The 18,359-nt window shown below is 66.8% G+C and carries 18 protein-coding genes; 15 read left to right on the top strand and 3 right to left on the bottom strand.

What is annotated here, in order from left to right:
- From G3N93_RS16465 to G3N93_RS16440, 6 genes are all read left to right on the top strand, one after another.
- The coding region (locus tag G3N93_RS16465; RefSeq protein WP_206133487.1) for a DHA2 family efflux MFS transporter permease subunit at positions 1 to 1,314 on the top strand (1,314 nt) is incomplete at its 5' end.
- Positions 1,315 to 1,489: 175 nt separating this feature from the next.
- Positions 1,490 to 1,819, top strand: a complete 330-nt coding sequence (locus G3N93_RS16460) for a hypothetical protein (protein WP_206133486.1) — start codon at positions 1,490 to 1,492, stop codon at positions 1,817 to 1,819.
- Positions 1,820 to 2,075: 256 nt separating this feature from the next.
- Positions 2,076 to 2,411: a sugar ABC transporter ATPase gene (locus tag G3N93_RS16455; protein ID WP_174937459.1), complete on the top strand. Its 336-nt coding sequence runs from the start codon at positions 2,076 to 2,078 to the stop codon at positions 2,409 to 2,411.
- A gap of 136 nt (positions 2,412 to 2,547) precedes the next feature.
- Entirely contained in the window at positions 2,548 to 4,137 is a 1,590-nt protein-coding gene (locus G3N93_RS16450; RefSeq protein WP_206133485.1) for an ABC transporter substrate-binding protein, read from the top strand.
- A 170-nt stretch (positions 4,138 to 4,307) separates the two neighbouring features.
- Complete coding sequence (locus G3N93_RS16445; protein ID WP_174942942.1) at positions 4,308 to 4,850, top strand: class I SAM-dependent methyltransferase; 543 nt, start codon at positions 4,308 to 4,310, stop codon at positions 4,848 to 4,850.
- Between the two features lie 27 nt (positions 4,851 to 4,877).
- Positions 4,878 to 6,131 carry a hypothetical protein gene (locus tag G3N93_RS16440; RefSeq protein WP_206133484.1) on the top strand — a complete coding sequence of 418 codons (1,254 nt, stop codon included), beginning with the start codon at positions 4,878 to 4,880 and terminating at the stop codon, positions 6,129 to 6,131.
- A gap of 18 nt (positions 6,132 to 6,149) precedes the next feature.
- On the opposite strand, the gene G3N93_RS16435 is transcribed toward G3N93_RS16440, so the two are convergent.
- Complete coding sequence (locus G3N93_RS16435) at positions 6,150 to 7,457, bottom strand: Nramp family divalent metal transporter (protein WP_206133483.1); 1,308 nt, start codon at positions 7,455 to 7,457, stop codon at positions 6,150 to 6,152.
- 84 nt (positions 7,458 to 7,541) lie between these two features.
- Positions 7,542 to 8,798 carry an oxalate decarboxylase family bicupin gene (locus tag G3N93_RS16430; protein ID WP_174981817.1) on the bottom strand — a complete coding sequence of 419 codons (1,257 nt, stop codon included), beginning with the start codon at positions 8,796 to 8,798 and terminating at the stop codon, positions 7,542 to 7,544.
- A 510-nt stretch (positions 8,799 to 9,308) separates the two neighbouring features.
- Between G3N93_RS16430 and sapR the strand changes: the two genes are divergently transcribed.
- The 9 genes from sapR (at position 9,309) to G3N93_RS16385 (ending at position 17,250) form a co-directional block, all read left to right on the top strand.
- Positions 9,309 to 10,190, top strand: a complete 882-nt coding sequence (sapR, locus tag G3N93_RS16425) for a sap1 transcriptional regulator SapR (RefSeq protein WP_174937466.1) — start codon at positions 9,309 to 9,311, stop codon at positions 10,188 to 10,190.
- Positions 10,191 to 10,214: 24 nt separating this feature from the next.
- Complete coding sequence (gene ddpX / locus G3N93_RS16420) at positions 10,215 to 10,778, top strand: D-alanyl-D-alanine dipeptidase (protein ID WP_206133482.1); 564 nt, start codon at positions 10,215 to 10,217, stop codon at positions 10,776 to 10,778.
- Positions 10,779 to 10,848: 70 nt separating this feature from the next.
- Positions 10,849 to 12,450 carry an ABC transporter substrate-binding protein gene (locus G3N93_RS16415; protein WP_206122884.1) on the top strand — a complete coding sequence of 534 codons (1,602 nt, stop codon included), beginning with the start codon at positions 10,849 to 10,851 and terminating at the stop codon, positions 12,448 to 12,450.
- Between the two features lie 10 nt (positions 12,451 to 12,460).
- On the top strand, positions 12,461 to 13,531 hold the full coding sequence (locus G3N93_RS16410) for an ABC transporter permease (protein ID WP_046548070.1): 1,071 nt from the start codon (positions 12,461 to 12,463) through the stop codon (positions 13,529 to 13,531).
- 66 nt (positions 13,532 to 13,597) lie between these two features.
- Positions 13,598 to 14,512, top strand: coding sequence for a nickel transporter permease (gene nikC, locus G3N93_RS16405; protein ID WP_206122885.1), 915 nt, complete (start codon positions 13,598 to 13,600; stop codon positions 14,510 to 14,512).
- Between the two features lies 1 nt (position 14,513).
- Positions 14,514 to 15,428 carry an ABC transporter ATP-binding protein gene (locus G3N93_RS16400; RefSeq protein ID WP_206133481.1) on the top strand — a complete coding sequence of 305 codons (915 nt, stop codon included), beginning with the start codon at positions 14,514 to 14,516 and terminating at the stop codon, positions 15,426 to 15,428.
- On the top strand, positions 15,425 to 16,201 hold the full coding sequence (locus G3N93_RS16395; RefSeq protein ID WP_174942928.1) for an ABC transporter ATP-binding protein: 777 nt from the start codon (positions 15,425 to 15,427) through the stop codon (positions 16,199 to 16,201). The genes G3N93_RS16400 and G3N93_RS16395 overlap by 4 nt, the downstream gene beginning before the upstream one ends.
- Before the next feature lie 128 nt (positions 16,202 to 16,329).
- On the top strand, positions 16,330 to 16,584 hold the full coding sequence (locus G3N93_RS16390; protein WP_174937478.1) for a GlsB/YeaQ/YmgE family stress response membrane protein: 255 nt from the start codon (positions 16,330 to 16,332) through the stop codon (positions 16,582 to 16,584).
- 330 nt (positions 16,585 to 16,914) lie between these two features.
- Entirely contained in the window at positions 16,915 to 17,250 is a 336-nt protein-coding gene (locus tag G3N93_RS16385) for a type 1 fimbrial protein (RefSeq protein WP_174981831.1), read from the top strand.
- A 67-nt stretch (positions 17,251 to 17,317) separates the two neighbouring features.
- On the opposite strand, the gene G3N93_RS16380 is transcribed toward G3N93_RS16385, so the two are convergent.
- Positions 17,318 to 18,190 carry a LysR substrate-binding domain-containing protein gene (locus tag G3N93_RS16380; protein WP_174937482.1) on the bottom strand — a complete coding sequence of 291 codons (873 nt, stop codon included), beginning with the start codon at positions 18,188 to 18,190 and terminating at the stop codon, positions 17,318 to 17,320.
- Positions 18,191 to 18,359: the final 169 nt, after the last annotated feature.

Raw genomic sequence — 18,359 nt, 5'->3', positions numbered from 1 at the left:
CGCCTGTTCGTCACGTCGATCCTGCTGTTCGTGTTCGCGTCGTGGCTGTGCGGGATCGCGCCGAACCTGCCGACGCTGCTCGCCGCGCGGATCCTGCAGGGCGCAGTCGCCGGGCCGCTCGCGCCGCTGTCGCAGGCGCTGCTGCTCGGCGCGTGGCCGAGGCAGAAATCGTCGAGCGCGCTGGCGCTGTGGTCGATGACGGCGCTCGTCGGCCCGATCGCGGGGCCGTCGCTCGGCGGCTGGATCACGTACGACTACAACTGGTCGTGGATCTTCTACATCAACATCCCGGTCGGCTTCTTCGCGGCCGCCGTCACGTGGATCGTGTTCCGCGACCGCGAATCGGCCACGAAACGCATGCCGATCGATACGGTCGGCCTGCTGCTGCTCGTGCTGTGGGTCGCCTCGCTGCAGATCATGCTCGACAAGGGCAAGGATCTCGACTGGTTCAACTCGCCCGTCGTGGTCGCGCTCGGCGTCGTCGCGCTGATCGGCTTCGCGTTCTTCCTCGTGTGGGAGCTGCACGAGGCGAATCCGATCGTCGACCTGCGCCTGTTCACGCAGCGCAATTTCGCGGGCGGCACGATCGCGATCTCGGTCGCGTACGGGATGTTCTTCGGCACGCTGGTGCTGCTGCCGCAGTGGATGCAGGGCTATCTCGGCTACCGCGCGGTCGATTCCGGGCTCGCCACCGCGCCGCTCGGCGTGTTCGCGATCCTGCTCACACCGGTCATGGGGCGCCTGCTGCCGCGCACCGATCCGCGCTACATCGCGACGCTCGCGTTCGTCGGCTTCGCGGTCGTGTTCATGATGCGCACGACCTTCTACACCGACGTGTCGCGCTGGGATCTCATTTTGCCGACGCTGCTGCAGGGTATCCCGATGGCGATGTTCTTCGTGCCGCTGACGTCGATCATCCTGTCCGGGCTGCCGCCGGAAAAGATCCCCGCCGCGGCCGGCCTGTCGAATTTCGGCCGCACGTTCTGCGGCGCGGTGGGCACGTCGCTGATCAGCAACGCGTGGAACGACCGCACGATCCTGCATCACGCGCGGCTCACCGAACAGGCGAGCGTCACCAACCCGACCTTCGCGCAGCACGTCGACGCGACGCGTTCGCTGCTGCACCTGGGCCCCGATTCGGCGCTCGCGTTCTTCAACGCATCGGTCGATTCGCAGGCGGCCGTGATGGGGCTGAACGACATCTTCTACGTGTCGGCGATCATCTTCATCGCGATCATTCCGCTGATCTGGATCACGAAGCCGTCGCGTTCGGGCGGCGGCGATGCCGATGCGGCGGCGGCCGGCGCGCATTGATCCGCATGCGCGACGATCGGGCCCCGTGCCGCGCACGCCGGGGCCCGCACCGCCACGCGCCCACGTAATAAAGACTTGCAATCGATACAGGCGGAAACGTCAACAGCAGGTGCCCCTTCCGCGTTTTTTGGACAAGCGCCCACGATCCGGACGCGCAACGACAGGAGAAAACACCATGCGAGCCCTTACCCGCCATTTCGCGATTGCCGCCACCCTGATGTCGGTGCTGACCGGTACCGCGTTCGCCGACACGCCGTGGCAACAGGCGCATCCGCGCCGCGAAGAGGTCAACCAGCGCCTCGCAAACCAGAATCGCCGGATCCATCACGAAGTGAAGGAAGGCGAGATGTCGCACGCACAGGCCGCGCGCCTGCACCGTGACGACCGCAAGATCCGCCAGGAAGAGCGGGACATGGCTGGGCAGGATCACAGCCACATCACCAAGAGCGAAAAGCACGTGCTGAACCAGCAGGAAAATGCGGTCAGCCACCAGATCGGCCAATAAGAGCGACAACACCGGCAAGTGCCATTCGCCATCACCTGAAACGCCCGCTGCCGCCTCGCGGCAGCGGGTGCTTGTTGTGTATCGAATCGTTTCAACGCGTCAACGGCTTCAAATGCTGCGGGTATACTCCGTCGTCAGCCGCCTGTCGCATCGTCGTCCGTCAAAAACGGCCCGATTCCGGGCGGTTTCGTCGCGAAGCTTCGCGTTTCGCCTACCCCGCGCCCCAGCCTCGATACGAGACACACGACGACCGACCATGAAACGATTCCTGCTGCTCCTTCCCGCCGCCCTGCTCGCCGCCTGCGGTTCCGCTCCCTCGTCCGACTCGGCCGCTTCGTCCGGCGCAGCGCCGATGATCTACGTGTCGTCGCAACGTCCGGCCTACGCGATCGCCAACTGCCTCGACAGCCGCCTGTCGGGCACCGAGCAATCGCAGCACAACGGCGTGACCGACATCGCCGTCGGCTCGAACTCGTACTTCGTCACGCTGACGCCATCGGGCAACGGCTCGGTCATCAAGGTCGTGCGCGGCTCGGGCAACGAGCCGGCCGAGGAAGCGATGCGCTTCGCGATCGCGCGCTGCGCGATCTGATCCGAACCTGCCGATGCCGGGCGCCCGCCCGGCTCGCTCCTGCGCGCCGACCCGCTGGCGCGCAGCCCGAATATTTTCATCCGGGCGGCCGTCGATGAGAGAATCGCACCCACGATTCCCTTTCCACGGAGCCCGCATGAAGCACCTGCTGTCCCGCCTGTTCGTCAGCGCCGCGCTCGTCGCGCTTGTTCCGGCATTGCCGGCGCAGGCAGCCACGCCGTCCGGCATCTTCGTCGTCGCCACGCAGCTCGGCGAATTCACGACCCTCGACCCGAGCGGGATTTACGAGCTGGTGCCGTCCGAGTATGTGGCGAACACCTACGAACGTCTGGTGCGCGTCGACCTGAAGGACCCGACGCGCTTCGACGGGCAGATCGCGCAATCGTGGACGGTCGGCGCCGACGGCGTGACCTACACGTTCAAGCTGCGCCCCGGCCTCACGTTCCATTCCGGCAACCCGCTGACCGCCGACGACGTCGCGTGGTCGCTGCAGCGCACCATCCTGCTCGACAAGGGGCCGGCCGGCGTGCTCGCCGATCTCGGCCTCACGAAGGCGAACGTGATGCAGAAGGTGCGCGTGGTCGATCCGCAGACCTTCGTGCTCGAAACCGACCGCAAGTACGCACCGAGCTTCGTGCTCAACGTGCTGAGCGCGTGCCCGGCATCGGTCTTCGACAAGAAGCTGCTGCTGTCGCACCAGCAGGGCAACGATTTCGGCAGCGGCTGGCTGCGGACCAACGACGCAGGCTCGGGCCCGTACCAGCTCGTCAAGTGGACGCCCAACGAGACCATCGTGCTGCAGCGCTTCGAGAAATACCGCACGCCGTACCCGATGAAGCGCGTCGTGCTGCGCCACGTGCCCGAAGCGTCCGCGCAACGGCTGCTGCTGGAGAACGGCGACGCCGACGCCGCGCGCAACCTGAGCCCCGACAGCCTCGCCGCGCTGACGAAGGCCGGCAAGATCAAGGTCGCGTCGTGGCCGGTGTCCGCGCTGCTGTACCTGAGCCTGAACACGAAGAACCCGAACCTCGCGAAACCCGAGGTGCAGCAGGCGATGAAATGGCTCGTCGACTACGACGGCATCCAGCGCAACATCGTCAGCACGACCTACAAGGTGCATCAGACCTTCCTGCCCGAAGGCTTCCTCGGCACGTCGAACGCGCGGCCGTACAAGCAGGACGTCGCGAAGGCGAAGGCGCTGCTCGCGAAGGCCGGCTTGCCGAACGGCTTCGACGTGACGATGGACATGCCGAACGACTATCCGTACCTCGAGATCGCGCAGGCGCTGCAGGCGAACTTCGCGCAGGGCGGCATCCGCGTGAAGCTGATTCCGGGTGATGCGAAGCAGGCGATCGGCAAGTACCGCGCGCGCCAGCACGACATCTTCATCGGCGAATGGTCGCCCGACTACATGGACCCGAACAGCAATGCGCGCGGCTTCGCGTGGAATCCGGACAACTCCGACCAGTCGCCGACGAAGATGCTCGCGTGGCGCAACAGCTGGGACATCCCGCAACTGACGAAGGACACCGAGGCCGCGCTCGTCGAGCCGTCGCCCGCAAAGCGCGCGCAGCGCTACGAAGCGCTGCAGAAGGCCGTGCTCGCGAACTCGCCGTTCATCATCATGTTCGAGAAGGTCGTGCAGGTCGCGACGCGCCCCGGCGTGACCGGGCCGGAAATCGGGCCGATCAACGACCTCGTGTCGTACCGCACGCTCGCGAAGTAATCGGAACGACCCGCGCGGCCGGCCATGTCGACGCGCGGGTAATCGCCGCGACCCGCCGCGCCGCCGCTAGGCCGCGCGGCAGCCGCGATCTACAATGGCTGACGCCGTGGCGGCCGGCTGGTCCCGGCGATGGCACCCACCACCGAATTCGCTTCGCGAAGGAAAACAGGATGCGCACGCTACAACAACTGAGAATGGAATTCCTGCAGTACAAGATCGAACCGATCGGCTGGCTCGGCGACAGCCCCTCCCGCTTCGACTTCTATACGGAAACGGCAATCGGGTGCGACACCATCCTCGAGCTCGGCGTGTTTACCGGGCTGACCACGACGGCCTTCATGCTCGCGCAACCGAAGCGCCTCGTGTCGGTCGACATCTCCGACGAGTACTTCCACATCCGGCGCGAACTGGAGCAGGCCGCGCAAGACCTGTCGGTCGACTTCGAATTCAGGATCGCCGACGATCTGACGATGGAGCCGCTGGCATCCGACCTGCTGTTCATCGACACCACGCATACGTACGAGCAGACGCTCGCCGAACTGAACCGCTTCGGCCCGCTGGCACGCAAGAAGATCGTGCTGCACGACATGACCACGGCCGGCGTGTACCAGGCCGTGTTCCAATGGCTGTGGGACAACAAGCAGTTTCATATTACGTATCACGACAGCCGCGGCTGCGGCGCGATCGTCTGCGAGCGCCACGTCGGCTACTGAGCCGGGCACACGTAACGGGGAAAGAACATGCATTCGAGCGAGCACGCAGTCTGCGTGGCGATCAACGACAACAACCGCGCCTGGTACGAAATGCTCGTGCCGTTCCTGCTGTCGCTGCGGCACACCGGCTACGACGGCCGGATCGCGGTGATCGGCTACGGCCTCTCCGAACGCAAGCGGCAGATCCTCGCGAGCCAGTCGGTCGACGTGATCGAAGCGTCGAGCGCGTATGCACTGCCGGTCGGCCGCTTCATCGAGGCGGCCGAGTATTGCGCCCGCAACCCGCAGATCCGCAAGCTCGCGCTGTACGACGCCGACATCTGGTTCTGCGCCCCGGGGTTCGACCTGTTCTCGCAGATCGGCGACGACCGGATCCACGCGTGCCCCGACCCGCTGTTCTGCACGTTCGTCGTCACGCCGCTGATCGGCGAACGGCGCGACCATCACTGGCGTCTCGTCGTCGACGAAGTCTCCGCGCGCCACGGCGGCGCATTGCAGGCCGGGCTCGTTGCCGGGACCGCCGACGCGTGGGCACGCTACGCCAGCCACCTGCGCGACTGCATCGCCCGCATCGGCACCGATTTCCAGGAATGCTTCGGGATCGATACGACGTTCCTGCACCTGTGGAGCGCACAGGGCGAAACGGCACTGCTCGATCCGGTCCAGAACTTCGTCAGCAAGTACGGCATTCACGAAGCATTCGATGCAGGCAGCGGCACGACGACGCTTCGCTATCACGGCGAGCCGATCCGCGCGCTGCACATGACCGGCGATATCCGTTTCCTCGACCGGTGGCGCTACTACGCGAACCACACCGACGCCGCGCTGCGCGACGGCGTGCCGTTCGCGCTGTCGGACGGCACGCCGGCGCAATCCGACGCGGTTGCCGCGCGCATCGCGGCGACCGACTACGTGCGCTCGGCCGGGCTGACCGTCGCGGCCGCCGCGATCGAGGGCAGCGCGGGCGCGTACCTGCAGGCGATCGACGAACCCGGCGGCACGATGCTGATCGGCAGCGGGAACCACGAAGTCGTGTTCACTGCTACTCGCGACATCGCGCGGCTGAACGTCTACGTCACCCATCCGTCCGGCTCGCCGTCGCCGCTGCTGTGCGAAGTGCTGGTCGACGGGCAGCCCCAGCGCAAGGGCACCGAACTGATGGCGCATTTCTCGTATCAGATCGTGGCCGGCACCGTGATCACGCTGCGCTCGACGAGCCTCGGCGGCCAGCAATGCAACGTGATCTGGCGGCTCCGCGAGGCGCCGGACATGCAACAGTAGGCGCCGGCCCGCTGCCGTTCAATTGAAGGCCGCCCACACCAGGTACGCATTCAACCCGACGATCACGACCGTCGCCGCCCCGGCGACGATCCGCAGCGGCAGCCGCATCGCGTAGGCGCCCATCACGTCCGCGCGCGCCGACAGCATCAGCAGCGCAATCATCGGCAGCGGCAGCACGAAACTCAGCACGACCTGGCTCGCGACCATCGCACGCGTGACGTCGCAGCCGAACGCGACCACCGCGAACGCAGGCACGATCGTCACCGCGCGCCGCACCCAGACCGGCATGCGGCGGTGGATGAAGCCCTGCATCACGACCTGCCCGGCCATCGTGCCGACCGCCGAACTCGACACGCCCGACGTCAGCAGCGCGACGAGAAACAGCGCGCCGGCCGCCGGCCCGAGCACCGGGACCAGCGTGTGATACGCGTCGCCGATGTCGGTCAGGCCCGGCGCACGCGCATGAAACGCCGACGACGCCATCATCACCATCGCGAGATTCACGAACCCGGCCAGCCCGAGCGCGACGACGACCTCGCGGTTCGAGAAGCGCACGAGCCGCCGCCGCTCCGCATCGTCGCGCGGCGCGGTGCGATCCTGCGTGAGCCCCGAATGCAGATACAGCGTGTGCGGCATGATCGTCGCGCCGATGATCCCGACCGCGATCGTCAGTGCCGCATGATCCGGAATCTGCGGGACGACCAGGTGGAACGCGGCCGCGGGCCAGTCCTGCGGCGCGATCAGCAGTTCGCCGAGATAGCACGCGCCGATCACGCCGACCAGCGCGGCGATCGCGGCCTCCAGCGGCCGGAACCCGCGTTTTTCGAGCGCGAGGATCGCGCAGGTCGCGAGCGCCGTCGCGATCATCCCCGTGAACAGCGACAGGTGGCACAACAGCCCGAATGCGAGCGCGCCGCCGAGGAATTCGGCGAGGTCGGTCGCCATCGCGGCGATCTCGGACGCGACCCACATGCCCCATACGACCGGCGCGGGAAAGCGGTCGCGGCACAGCTCCGCGAGGTTGCGGCCGGTCACGATGCCGAGCTTCGCCGACATCGCCTGGAACAGCATCGCGATCGCGTTCGCGGCCAGCACGACCCACAGCAGCCGGTAGCCGTACGCGGCGCCGGCCTGGATGTTGGTCGCGAAGTTGCCGGGGTCCATGTAGCCGATCGACGCGATCACGGCCGGACCGACGAACGGCAGCAGCGCGGCGACGCCGATGCGGCGCCCTTCCAGTGCGGCGCGCGCGGCGCCGTCGGTATGCGCGGTGGACAGGCCCGGCAGCGCGAAGCCGCCGGCAGGTTTGCTCGTGACGGGAATCATGGTGAGGTTCCGTTCGAATGAGGAAGGCTTCCTGAAGGTCGGGCGCCGTGGCCGGCATGCCGCCTGCCGGCCACGGCGGCGGCGTTACAGCGGCACGACGTCGGGACGGTTGCGCGGAAACTGCGCGATCACGTCCGGCGCGACGTTCAGGTGCGCTTCGACGAGCTGCGGCGGCGTATGCGCGAGCCAGTCGGACAGCGACACTTCCGCATAGCGGTCGGTCTTGAAGATCTCGAGGAACACCAGGTCGGTGCTGCCGGTGTTCTGCACGTAATGCCCGAGACTCTTCTTCACGTAGCCGACGTCGCCCGCGCGGAAGTCGGCCGTCTGCGCTTTCGGCCCCGTGTCGAACACGGTCATCCGTGCGTCGCCCTGCAGGTAGTACTGCCATTCGTCCGCGTTCGGGTGCCAGTGCAGCTCGCGCATGCCGCCCGGATGCACGGTGACGAGCGCCGCCGCGACGGTGGTCGACACGTTGAAGTTCGTGCTGTCCGCGATGCGCACTTCGCCGCCGCGGGTCTTCCTGACCGGCTTCATGTCGCCGAGCGAGAAGATGAACGGATGCGGCGGCGCCCCGGCCGACGACGCCGACGCGCGCTGCGCTTCCGCGAGCGGGCCCGGTTCGTCGCCCTGGAAGATCCACAGGTTGTCGAGCGGGATGTTCTTGAACGCGTCGGCCGACACGCCGAAGTTGAGCGCGAGCACGTCGGGTGGCGTGTGCGCGATCCAGTCGGTCAGCAGCAGCGTGTTGAATTCGGACGCGCGGCCGTTATCGAACGCGAGCAGGAATTCGGCGCCGTCGGTGCCGAGGCCCTGCAGCGAATGCGGCAGGCCGGGCGGGAAATACCAGAGATCGCCGGTTTTCACGTCCTGCACCGAGGGCCGGCCCAGTTCATCCAGCACCGTGATCCGGCAGCGGCCGTCGAGCATGATGGCCCACTCGGCCTGCTGGTGCCAGTGCATCTCGCGAATGCCGCCACGCGTGAGGCGCATGTTGACGCCGGAAATGGTTTCGGAAATCGCAAAATCGTCCTGCGTGACCTCACGCGCCCATCCGCCATTTTGAATGCGTTTATGCGCATTATTGAACGAGGCCCAGAATAACGGCATGCCGTTGATATCGGTGGCCGGCGGATCCTGAAAGGACGGGAATTGATTTGCGATTACCGGGTTTTTAGGCCCCGGGTCGGTCAGGCTCTGGCGGTTGCGCGCATTCACCGCGCCCTCCGGCGGGCGGTCCGGATTGCCGAACGAGGCAGCCTTGGCCGATACCGCGATACCCGCGGCGGCAATGGCGCCAGCCGTTCCCGCCAGCATCTTGCGTCGAGAAAGATTCGTCATGGTTTCCTCTTCATGCCTGCGATTGAGTGAATTTCCATTACGGAACACATGCCGTTTTTCGGATTATCGAAAATCGAACATCCCGTGACGCAAGTTAAATCCAGTTTTCATTAAAACTTAAATGAATTATTAACCTGAATTAATGAGTTAATCTGATTCGCTTTAATTTTGTAATTATTGAGGCGCTGTGGGGTGCAGGACGCAGATGAATCGGTCGAGTCAAGTGACGGGGAAATGCAACCGTGCACGGTCGTCATGTCACCCATTCGATTTGGATAACTGATCGAGTGGAGCGCCAGCAGACATTTGCCGATATGTCGAACGTCAGCGGGTCAAATATCTCTGCCAGGAATAATTTGCTGCCCTGCTCACGCCCCCTCCCCGCCGCCGAGCCCGCTTTCGACCCTATCACCTATCCTCACACCATAGTTTTTATCCGCTGGCGCGAATGATTTTGGCTTTGTTAGATGGATGACATTCAATCATCAGACGACAACGATCTAACAGCCGATGACCTGCGCGTTCGCTCATACCGTCGAATCCCGCTATGCCGAGCTGACGCCGACCGCCAAGCGCATCGCGAGCTACATGCTCGCGAACCTCGACCGGCTCGGACTCGAGACGGCCGACCAGATCGCGCAGCAGGCCGGCACCAGCGGCATCTCGGTCGGGCGCTTCCTGCGCAGCGTCGGCTACCGCAACCTCGACGACCTGAAGCGCGAGCTGCGCGGCGGCGGCGACCGCCCGTGGATGATCACCGACCGGCTCGACGAATACCGTCGCGTCGCCGGCACACAACCGGCCGAACCGGACGGCAACGGCAGCGAGGGCCCGCTCGCGTCGTCGCTCGAGCGCGAGCTCGATGCGATCCGCCACGTGTACCGGCTCGCCGAAGGCCCGGTGTTCGCGCAGGTGGCCGACCGGATCGCGCAGGCGGACGCCGTGTTCATCCTCGGCATCCAGTCGACGCGCGGGATCAGCAACGCGTTCAGCAGCTACCTCGAATACCTGCGGCCGCGCGTGTTCTATTCGGACGGCCAGTCGGGCTCGTACGTCGATTCGCTGAACTCGGAATTCGAGCGGCCGTACTGCATCGTCACCGATACGCGCGCCTATTCGCGCAGCGCACGCCGCTATTGCCAGGCGGCGGCCGAGCGCGGGCAGCCGTTCGCGCTGGTCACCGATCTGTCGTGCCCGTGGGCGCGCGACTGGCCGGCCGACCTGCTGCAGGTGAAAACCGACGTCGGCCAGTTCTGGGATTCGCTCGCGCCGCTCACCTGCCTGTTCAATCTGCTGATCACGGCCGTGGTCGACCGCCTCGGCCCCGCGATCGACCGGCGCGTCGCGCGCAACCGCGAACTGCAGCACACGTTCGATCAATTCGAATCCTGAATGCGAGTGCCCTCCGAACCGCCGATGAACGCTCACCGCCTCGTTGAAATCACGCCCACCACGCATCGCGTCGACATCGATCTCGTCTACGCGACCGATCGCAACCTGACCGGCAAGCCGATCTACCGCCACGCGCACTGCCTGCTGCTGGAACCGGCCGAAGCCGCACTGCGCCGCGCGGTGAACGTCGCGGCGCAGGCCGGCTTCACGCTGCGCATCTACGACGCGTACCGGCCGCCGCAGGCGCAGCAGGTGCTGTGGGATTTCCTGCCCGATCCAAACTTCATCGCCGATCTCGGCCGCGGCTCGAATCACAGCCGCGGCACCGCGCTCGACCTGACGCTCGTCGGCGCGGACGGCGAGCCGCTCGACATGGGCACCGGCTTCGACGAGATGGTCGCAGCCTCCGGCCACTTCCACGCGGGGCTGCCCGAAGCCGTGCAGCGCAATCGCCTGCTGTTGCTCGGCGTGATGCACGCGGCCGGCTTCGCACACATCGACAGCGAGTGGTGGCACTACGAATTGCCGGGCTCGCGCGCGCTGCCGCAGATCGACAATGCCGACAGCGGCCCGTGGCACCTGATGTGATGGCCAAATGCAGTCCCTTCACCGTTCACGTTCGACGCCTTCAACGACTTCAACGACACATGGAGCGCACATGAAATTGCTGACATCCCGGCTCGTCGCGGCGCTGGCCGCCGCGTCCGTTCTCGCCGCCGTTCCGCTTTCCGCCGCGCGCGCGGAAACGCCGAAGGACATGTTCGTGATGGCCACGCTGCTCGACGAATTCACGACGCTCGACCCGGGCGAGATCTACGAGCTGGTGCCGGAGGAATACGTCGCGAATACGTACGACCGGCTCGTGCGAGTCGACCTGCGCGATCCGTCGAAATTCAACGGCGACGTCGCGCAGTCGTGGACGGTGAGCACCGACGGGCTGACCTACACGTTCAAGCTGCGCCCCGGCCTCAAGTTCCACTCGGGCAACCCGCTGACGGCCGACGACGTCGCGTGGTCGATCCAGCGCGCGGTGCTGCTCGACAAGGGCCCGGCCGCCGTGCTGACCGGCATCGGGCTCACGAAGGCGAACGTCGTCGCCAACGTGAAGAAGCTCGACGACCTGACGGTATCGGTCACGACCGACCAGAAGTACGCGCCGACCTTCGTGCTGAACGTGCTCGGCTCGTGGCCTGCATCGGTGGTCGACAAGAAGCTGCTGCTGTCGCACCAGCAGGGCAACGACTTCGGCAACGCATGGCTGAAGACCAACGAGGCCGGCTCCGGCGGCTACAAGCTCGTGAAATGGACGGCCGGCGACAGCCTCGTGCTGCAACGTTTCGACGGCTACCGGCTGCCGCTCGCGATGAAGCGCATCGTGCTGCGCCACGTGCCCGAAGCCGCGAGCCAGCGCCTGCTGCTGGAAAACGGCGACGTCGATGCGGCGCGCGACCTGAGCCCCGACGATCTGGCGTCGGTCGTGAAATCCGGCAAGGCGAAGGTGTCGGCCTCGCCGCAGGCGACGCTGCTGTATCTCGGCCTGAACACGAAGAACCCGACGCTCGCGAAACCCGACGTGCAGGAAGCGCTGAAGTGGCTGGTCGACTATGCGGGCATCCAGGGCAACGTGGTGAAGACGACCTACAAGGTGCACCAGACCTTCCTGCCCGAAGGCTTCCTCGGCACGCTGAACGCGAACCCGTACAAGCTGGACGTCGCGAAGGCGAAGGCACTGCTCGCGAAAGCCGGCGTGCCGAACGGCTTTTCGGTGACGATGGACGTGCGCAACGACTATCCGTACACCGAAATCGCGCAGGCCGTGCAGGCGAACTTCGCGCAGGCCGGCATCAAGGTGCAGCTGATCCCCGGCGACAACAAGCAGACGCTCGCGAAATACCGCGCGCGCCAGCACGACATCTACATCGGCGAATGGTCGGCCGACTACATCGATCCGCACAGCAACGCGCAGGGTTTTGCGTGGAATCCGGACAATTCCGACAAGTCGAGCTATAAAATGCTGGCCTGGCGCAACAGCTGGGACATCCCGCAACTGACGAAGGAAACCGACACCGCGCTCGCCGAGCCGACCGCCGCGAAACGCGCGCAACGGTACCAGGCGATGCAGAAGGAAATGCTTGCGCGCTCGCCGTTCGTGATCATGTTCGAGAAAGTCGCACAGGTCGCGACGCGGCCCGGCGTGAGCGGGCTCGAAGTCGGGCCGATCAACGATCTCGTGTCGTACCGCAACCTGAAGAAGCAATAAGATTCGCCGCATGTCGACTCCCGCCTCCTCCCTCGAAGCACTGCGCACACTGCCCGCGCGACGCCCGGCCGTGCGCTGGGCCCTGCGCGTGCTGCGCTGGGCGCTCACGCTCGCCGTCACGTTCGCGGGGCTGCTCGCGCTGACGTTCGTGATCGGCCGCAAGGTGCCGATCGATCCCGTGCTCGCGATCCTCGGCGATCGCGCATCGGCCGAGGCGTACGCGGCCGAACGCATCGCGCTCGGCCTCGACAAGCCGCTCGTCACGCAATTCCTGATCTATGCGCGCGACGTGCTGCACGGCAATCTCGGCATGTCGCTGCTGACCGCGAACCCCGTGCTCGACGACATCAAGCGCGTGTTCCCGGCCACGCTCGAACTGGCGACGATCGCGACGCTGATCGGCATCGCGATCGGCGTACCGCTCGGCGTCGCAGCCGCCGTGAAGCACAACCGGCCGATCGACCACATCGCGCGCTTCGTCGGCCTGATCGGCAATTCGGTGCCGGTGTTCTGGCTCGGGCTGATGGGGCTGCTGCTGTTCTACGCGCGGCTGCACTGGGTCGGCGGGCCCGGCCGGCTCGATCCCGTGTACGACGGGATGGTCGACACGCGCACCGGCAGCCTGCTGATCGACGCGGCGCTCGCGGGCGAGTGGGACGTGTTCCGCAACGCGGTGTCGCACATCGCACTGCCGGCCGCGATCCTCGGCTACTACTCCGTCGCGTACCTGAGCCGCATGACGCGCTCGTTCATGCTCGACCAGCTGAGCCAGGAATACATCGTCACCGCGCGCGCGAAGGGCCTGTCGGAACGACGCGTGATCTGGCGGCACGCGTTCGGCAACATCATGGTGCCGCTGCTCACCGTGATCGCGCTCACGTACAGCAACCTGCTCGAAGGCTCGGTGCTGACCGAGATCGTGTTCGCGTGGCCGGGGCTCGGCTCGTACCTGACCGGCGCGCTGCTGAACGCCGACATGAACGCGGTGCTCGGCGCGACGCTCGTGATCGGCGCGATGTTCATCACCGTCAACCTGCTGACCGACGCGCTGTATCGCGTGTTCGATCCGCGTGCGCGCTGAGGGCCGGCCCGACATGACCGCTTCCACCCTGCTTCTTTCATCGCCCATGCCGAAGGTCGTCCATCCATGAACGCCGAGCGCCTCACGCTGCGTGCGTGGCTTCTCTCCGACGCGCCCGCGTCGCGCTCGCAGGCCGCACTCGGCCTCGCGTACCGACGCTGGCGCCGGTTCGCCACCAACCCGCTCAACCTGTTCGGGCTCGCGATCCTCGTCGCACTGATCGTGGTCGCGATCGTCGGCCCGCTGATCATGCCGCACGATCCGCTGCGCCAGGTGCTGTCCGACCGGCTGCTGCCGCCCGGCTCGCCGTCGCACTGGCTCGGCACCGACCAGCTCGGCCGCGACATCCTTTCGCGGCTGATCGCCGGTTCGCGCCTCACGCTGGGCATCGCCATCCTCGTCGTCGTGATCGTCGTGCCGATCGGCCTGCTGATCGGCACGACGGCCGGCTATTGCGGCGGGTTCGTCGACAGCGTGCTGATGCGCATCACCGACATCGCGCTCGCGTTCCCGAAGATCGTGCTCGCACTCGCGTTCGCCGCCGCGCTCGGGCCCGGCGTGATCAACGCGGTCGTCGCGATCTCGATCACCGCGTGGCCCGCGTATGCGCGGCTCGCGCGCGCGGAGACGATCCGCATCGCGCAGGCCGACTTCATCCACGCCGCGCGCCTGCAGGGCGCGTCGGGCCCGCGCATCCTGCTGCGCTACATCATGCCGCTGTGCATGTCGTCGGTGATCGTGCGCGCAACGCTCGACATGGCCGGCATCATCCTGACCGTCGCGGGCCTCGGCTTCCTCGGCCTCGGCGCGCAACCGCCGAGCCCCGAGTGGGGCTTCATGGTCGCGTCGGGCCGCAACGTGCTGCTCGACGCGTGGTGGGTCGCCACGCTGCCCGGCTGCGCGATCCTGCTCGTGAGCCTCGCGTTCAACCTGCTCGGCGACGGGCTGCGCGACGTCTTCGATCCCCGCCATGGAGCGTGACATGCCGATGAATCCCGCCCCCTCGCCCGCGCCGCTCTGCGAGATCGACGGCCTGAAGATCGGCTTTCGCGGGCACGACGGCACCGTCACCGATGCGGTGCGCGACCTGTCGCTCACGCTTGCGCCCGGCGAACGGCTCGGCATCGTCGGCGAATCGGGCTCCGGCAAGTCGCTGACGGGCCGCGCGCTGCTCGGCCTGCTGCCCGACGCCGCGCGCTGGTCGGCACGCACGATGCGCTTCACGGGCCACGACCTGCTCGCGATGTCGCCGGGCGAACGCCGGCGGCTGTGCGGCAGCCAGATGGGCATGATCCTGCAGGACCCGAAATACTCGCTGAACCCGGTAATGACGGTCGCGAAGCAGATGGGCGAAGCGTTCCGGCTGCACGAGCCGGGCCTGCGCGGCCGCGCGCTGCGCGAGCGGATCGTCGAGGCGCTGTCTGCCGTGCAGATCCGCGACCCGGCGCGCGTCGCCGATGCGTATCCGCACGAGCTGTCGGGCGGCATGGGCCAGCGCGTGATGATCGCGATGATGGTGTCGACCGGCCCGCGCCTGCTGATCGCCGACGAGCCGACCTCCGCACTCGACGTCGCCGTATCGATGCAGGTGCTCGCGGTGCTCGACGCGATGATCGCGCGACACGACACGGGCCTGATGTTCATCAGCCACGACCTGCCGCTCGTGATGTCGTTCTGCGATCGCGTCGCGGTGATGTACGCGGGCCGCGTGGTCGAAACCTGCGCCGCGCGCGACCTGCGCGACGCATCCCATCCCTATACGCGCGGGCTGCTCGCGGCGAACCCGCCGCTCGCGAACCCGCCGGACGAACTGCCCGTGCTGCGACGCGATCCGGCGTGGCTCGAGCCTGCGTCGCACGCCGGCACGCCCGCCGATCGACAGGAGGCCGCACGATGATCGACGTTGATCACGCATCGATCCGTTTCCCGACCCGCACGGGTCACGTCGACGCCGTGCGCGACGCGAGCTTCGCGGTGCGCGACGGCGAGGTGTTCGGGCTCGTCGGCGAATCGGGTTCCGGCAAGTCGACGCTGCTGCGTGCGCTGACGGGCCTCGTGCCGCTCGCGTCCGGCAACCTGTCGATCGACGGGCGGCCGGTGGGCGGCACGCCCGATCGTGCCTTTCGGCGTCAGGTGCAGATGGTGTTCCAGGATCCGTACGCGTCGCTGCATCCGCGCTTCACGGTCGACCAGACGCTGCGCGAGCCGCTGTCGATCCACGGCATGGGCGACACCGATGCGCGTATCGCCCGCGCACTGTCCGAGGTCGGCCTCGGCCCCGCGTTCCGGTTTCGCTATCCGCACCAGTTGTCGGGCGGCCAGCGGCAGCGCGTCGCGATCGCGCGCGCGCTGATCGTCGAGCCGCGCGTGCTGCTGCTCGACGAGCCGACGTCCGCGCTCGACGTGTCGGTGCAGGCCGAGATCCTGAACCTGCTGCGCCGCCTGCATCGCGAACGCAACCTGACGATGATCCTCGTCAGCCACAACCTCGCGGTGATCGGCTTCCTGTGCCAGCGCGTCGCGGTGATGCAGCATGGCGAGATCGTCGAGCTGCTGCGGATCGAGGACGTACGCGCCGGGCAGGTGGCACGTGACTACACGCGTACGCTGCTGAACGCGACCGAAGGCTACCGTCGTCTCGACCCGGTGGCAGGCGCGCCGGCGGCCTGACATTTGCGCGCCGCGCCGGCGTGCGATACTCGGCACGCCATGCGCCGCGTTGCCACGCATGGAACCCTTGTGCGCCGCACGGGTCAACTTCGTTTCGTCAACAGCTCAACCGCAATAGGGAGGCGTTCATGCTGCAATTCATCGAAACCCTGGTCGTCGGGCTCATCGTCGGCCTCCTCGCCCGCGCGCTCAAGCCCGGCGACGACAAGATGGGCATCCTGATGACCACCGTGCTCGGCATCGTCGGCTCGCTGGTCGCCGGCTACGTCGGCCGCGCCGCCGGCTGGTACGCACCGGGCCAGGGCGCGGGCTGGATCGCATCGATCATCGGCGCGATCGTGCTGCTCGTGATCGTCGGCGCGATCCGCAAGCGCACGAACTGAACGACGCACCTTCGGCTCCAACGCAAAACGGCCGCTCATCCCGAGCGGCCGTTTTGCTTTCCGGGCGGCGCAAGGCCGTTGCCCACACAACGGTCACGACGACCGTTCGTCCTTCGATCTTATGCCACCCGGCATTTCCCTGACTTGCGGTTGCGCAGATTCGGCCTAGATTGATTTAAGCAATGCGCAATCGTTTGCTGATTGCCATTATTTCGATTTTTTCATTCAAGAGGTCCGATCGTTTTGCCGTTTACGCATACAGCATCGCAGCGTTGACGGACTGCCACCCGAGCGGCCCCGCTGCGACGCGCTTCCTCTCTGGAGCCTGTCATGAAGCATCGCCCTATCGCCGCCTCGTTCGTCCTGGCTGCCTCGCTTCTGGCCACTTCCTCATCCTTCGCCGCCGGCGCGTCCGGCATCATCCACTTCTCCGGCATGATCGTCGAGCCGCCCTGCTCGTTCGCGCTCGATACCGCCGATCTCGCCCGCGGGCACGTCCGCCCCGACTGCCCGCGCCCGGCCACCGGCCAGATCGCGTTCGTCGACGCAGCGAGCCAGCAGGCCATCAAGACCACGACCTTTACTCAGGCCTCGCGCGCAATCGTTTTACCGAACCGTCCCGGCAACAATCAGGCGCCGATGATCGCCGTCGTGACGTACCAGTAAAGCCGTCCCCGGCGCGGTATTCAACGGATTTCGCGCGCCGGTCCGGCGCGCGTGCGCGCTTCGCCGGTCAATCGCGATGGCGCGCGATCCAGTCGCTGAACGCGCGGATCTTCTGCTGGTTGCCGATGTTCTCGGGATAGACGAAGAAGTAGCGTGCGCCCGTTTCGAGCACGATGTCGAACGGCCGTTCGAGCCGGCGCGCGCTGACGTCGTCGTCGACGAGCGTCACGTCGCCGATCGCGACGCCGAAGCCCTGCATCGCCGCATTCGTCGCGAGATCGAGCGTGTCGAACGTCGGCCCGCGCGCGGGATCGACGCTGCGCTCACCTGCATGATCGAGCCACGCGCGCCAGTCGCGATGGTCACGGGTCGGATGTAGCAACGTATGACGCGCGAGATCGCCGACCGTATCGAGCGGCGACGTCTGCCGCAATTCGGGCGCGCAGACGGGCGTCAGCCGCTCGTCGAACAGCGGCAGCGCGAACACGCCAGCGCCCGGCGACGTGCCGTACACGACCGCAGCATCGAACGGCTCGGTCGAGAAATCGACGACGTGCTGCCACGCGGTCGTGATCTGCACATGGAGATCGGGATGCTCGCCCTGGAAGCGCATGATGCGCGGCAGCATCCAGCGCATCACGCAGGTCGGCACCTTCAGCGCGAGGTCGGTGCGCTGCCGCGTGAGCCTCATCGAAATATCTTCGATCCGCGCGAAGCTCTCGTTGACGACCGGCAGCAACTGCTCGCCCTCCGCCGTCAGCGTGAGGCCCTTCGCATGCCGCTTGAACAACGGGAAACCGTAGTGCGCCTCGAGCGTCTGGATCTGCCGGCTGACCGCGCCCTGCGTGATGCACAGCTGCTCGGCGGCGCGCGTGAAGCTGCGGTGGCGAGCCACCGTCGAGAAGATCTGCAGCGCGTGCAGGGGCGGAAGTCGGCGCATGAAGAAGGCAATCGGAAAAACGGCGCGGAAGGACCGCGCGCCGACCCCGGCGCGCGCTGTCCGACACGATAAGCCAAACGACGGCTTTGCGCGAGGCGCGGACGCTCAGGCCGTCGCGGTGAGCGCGCCCGCCACGATGCGCGCCGCCGACGCAACGACGTCCGCGCGG

Source organism: Burkholderia sp. Se-20378 (assembly GCF_017104665.1).
Lineage (GTDB): Bacteria > Pseudomonadota > Gammaproteobacteria > Burkholderiales > Burkholderiaceae > Burkholderia > Burkholderia lata.
This window is presented reverse-complemented; position numbering and strand designations above follow the sequence as displayed.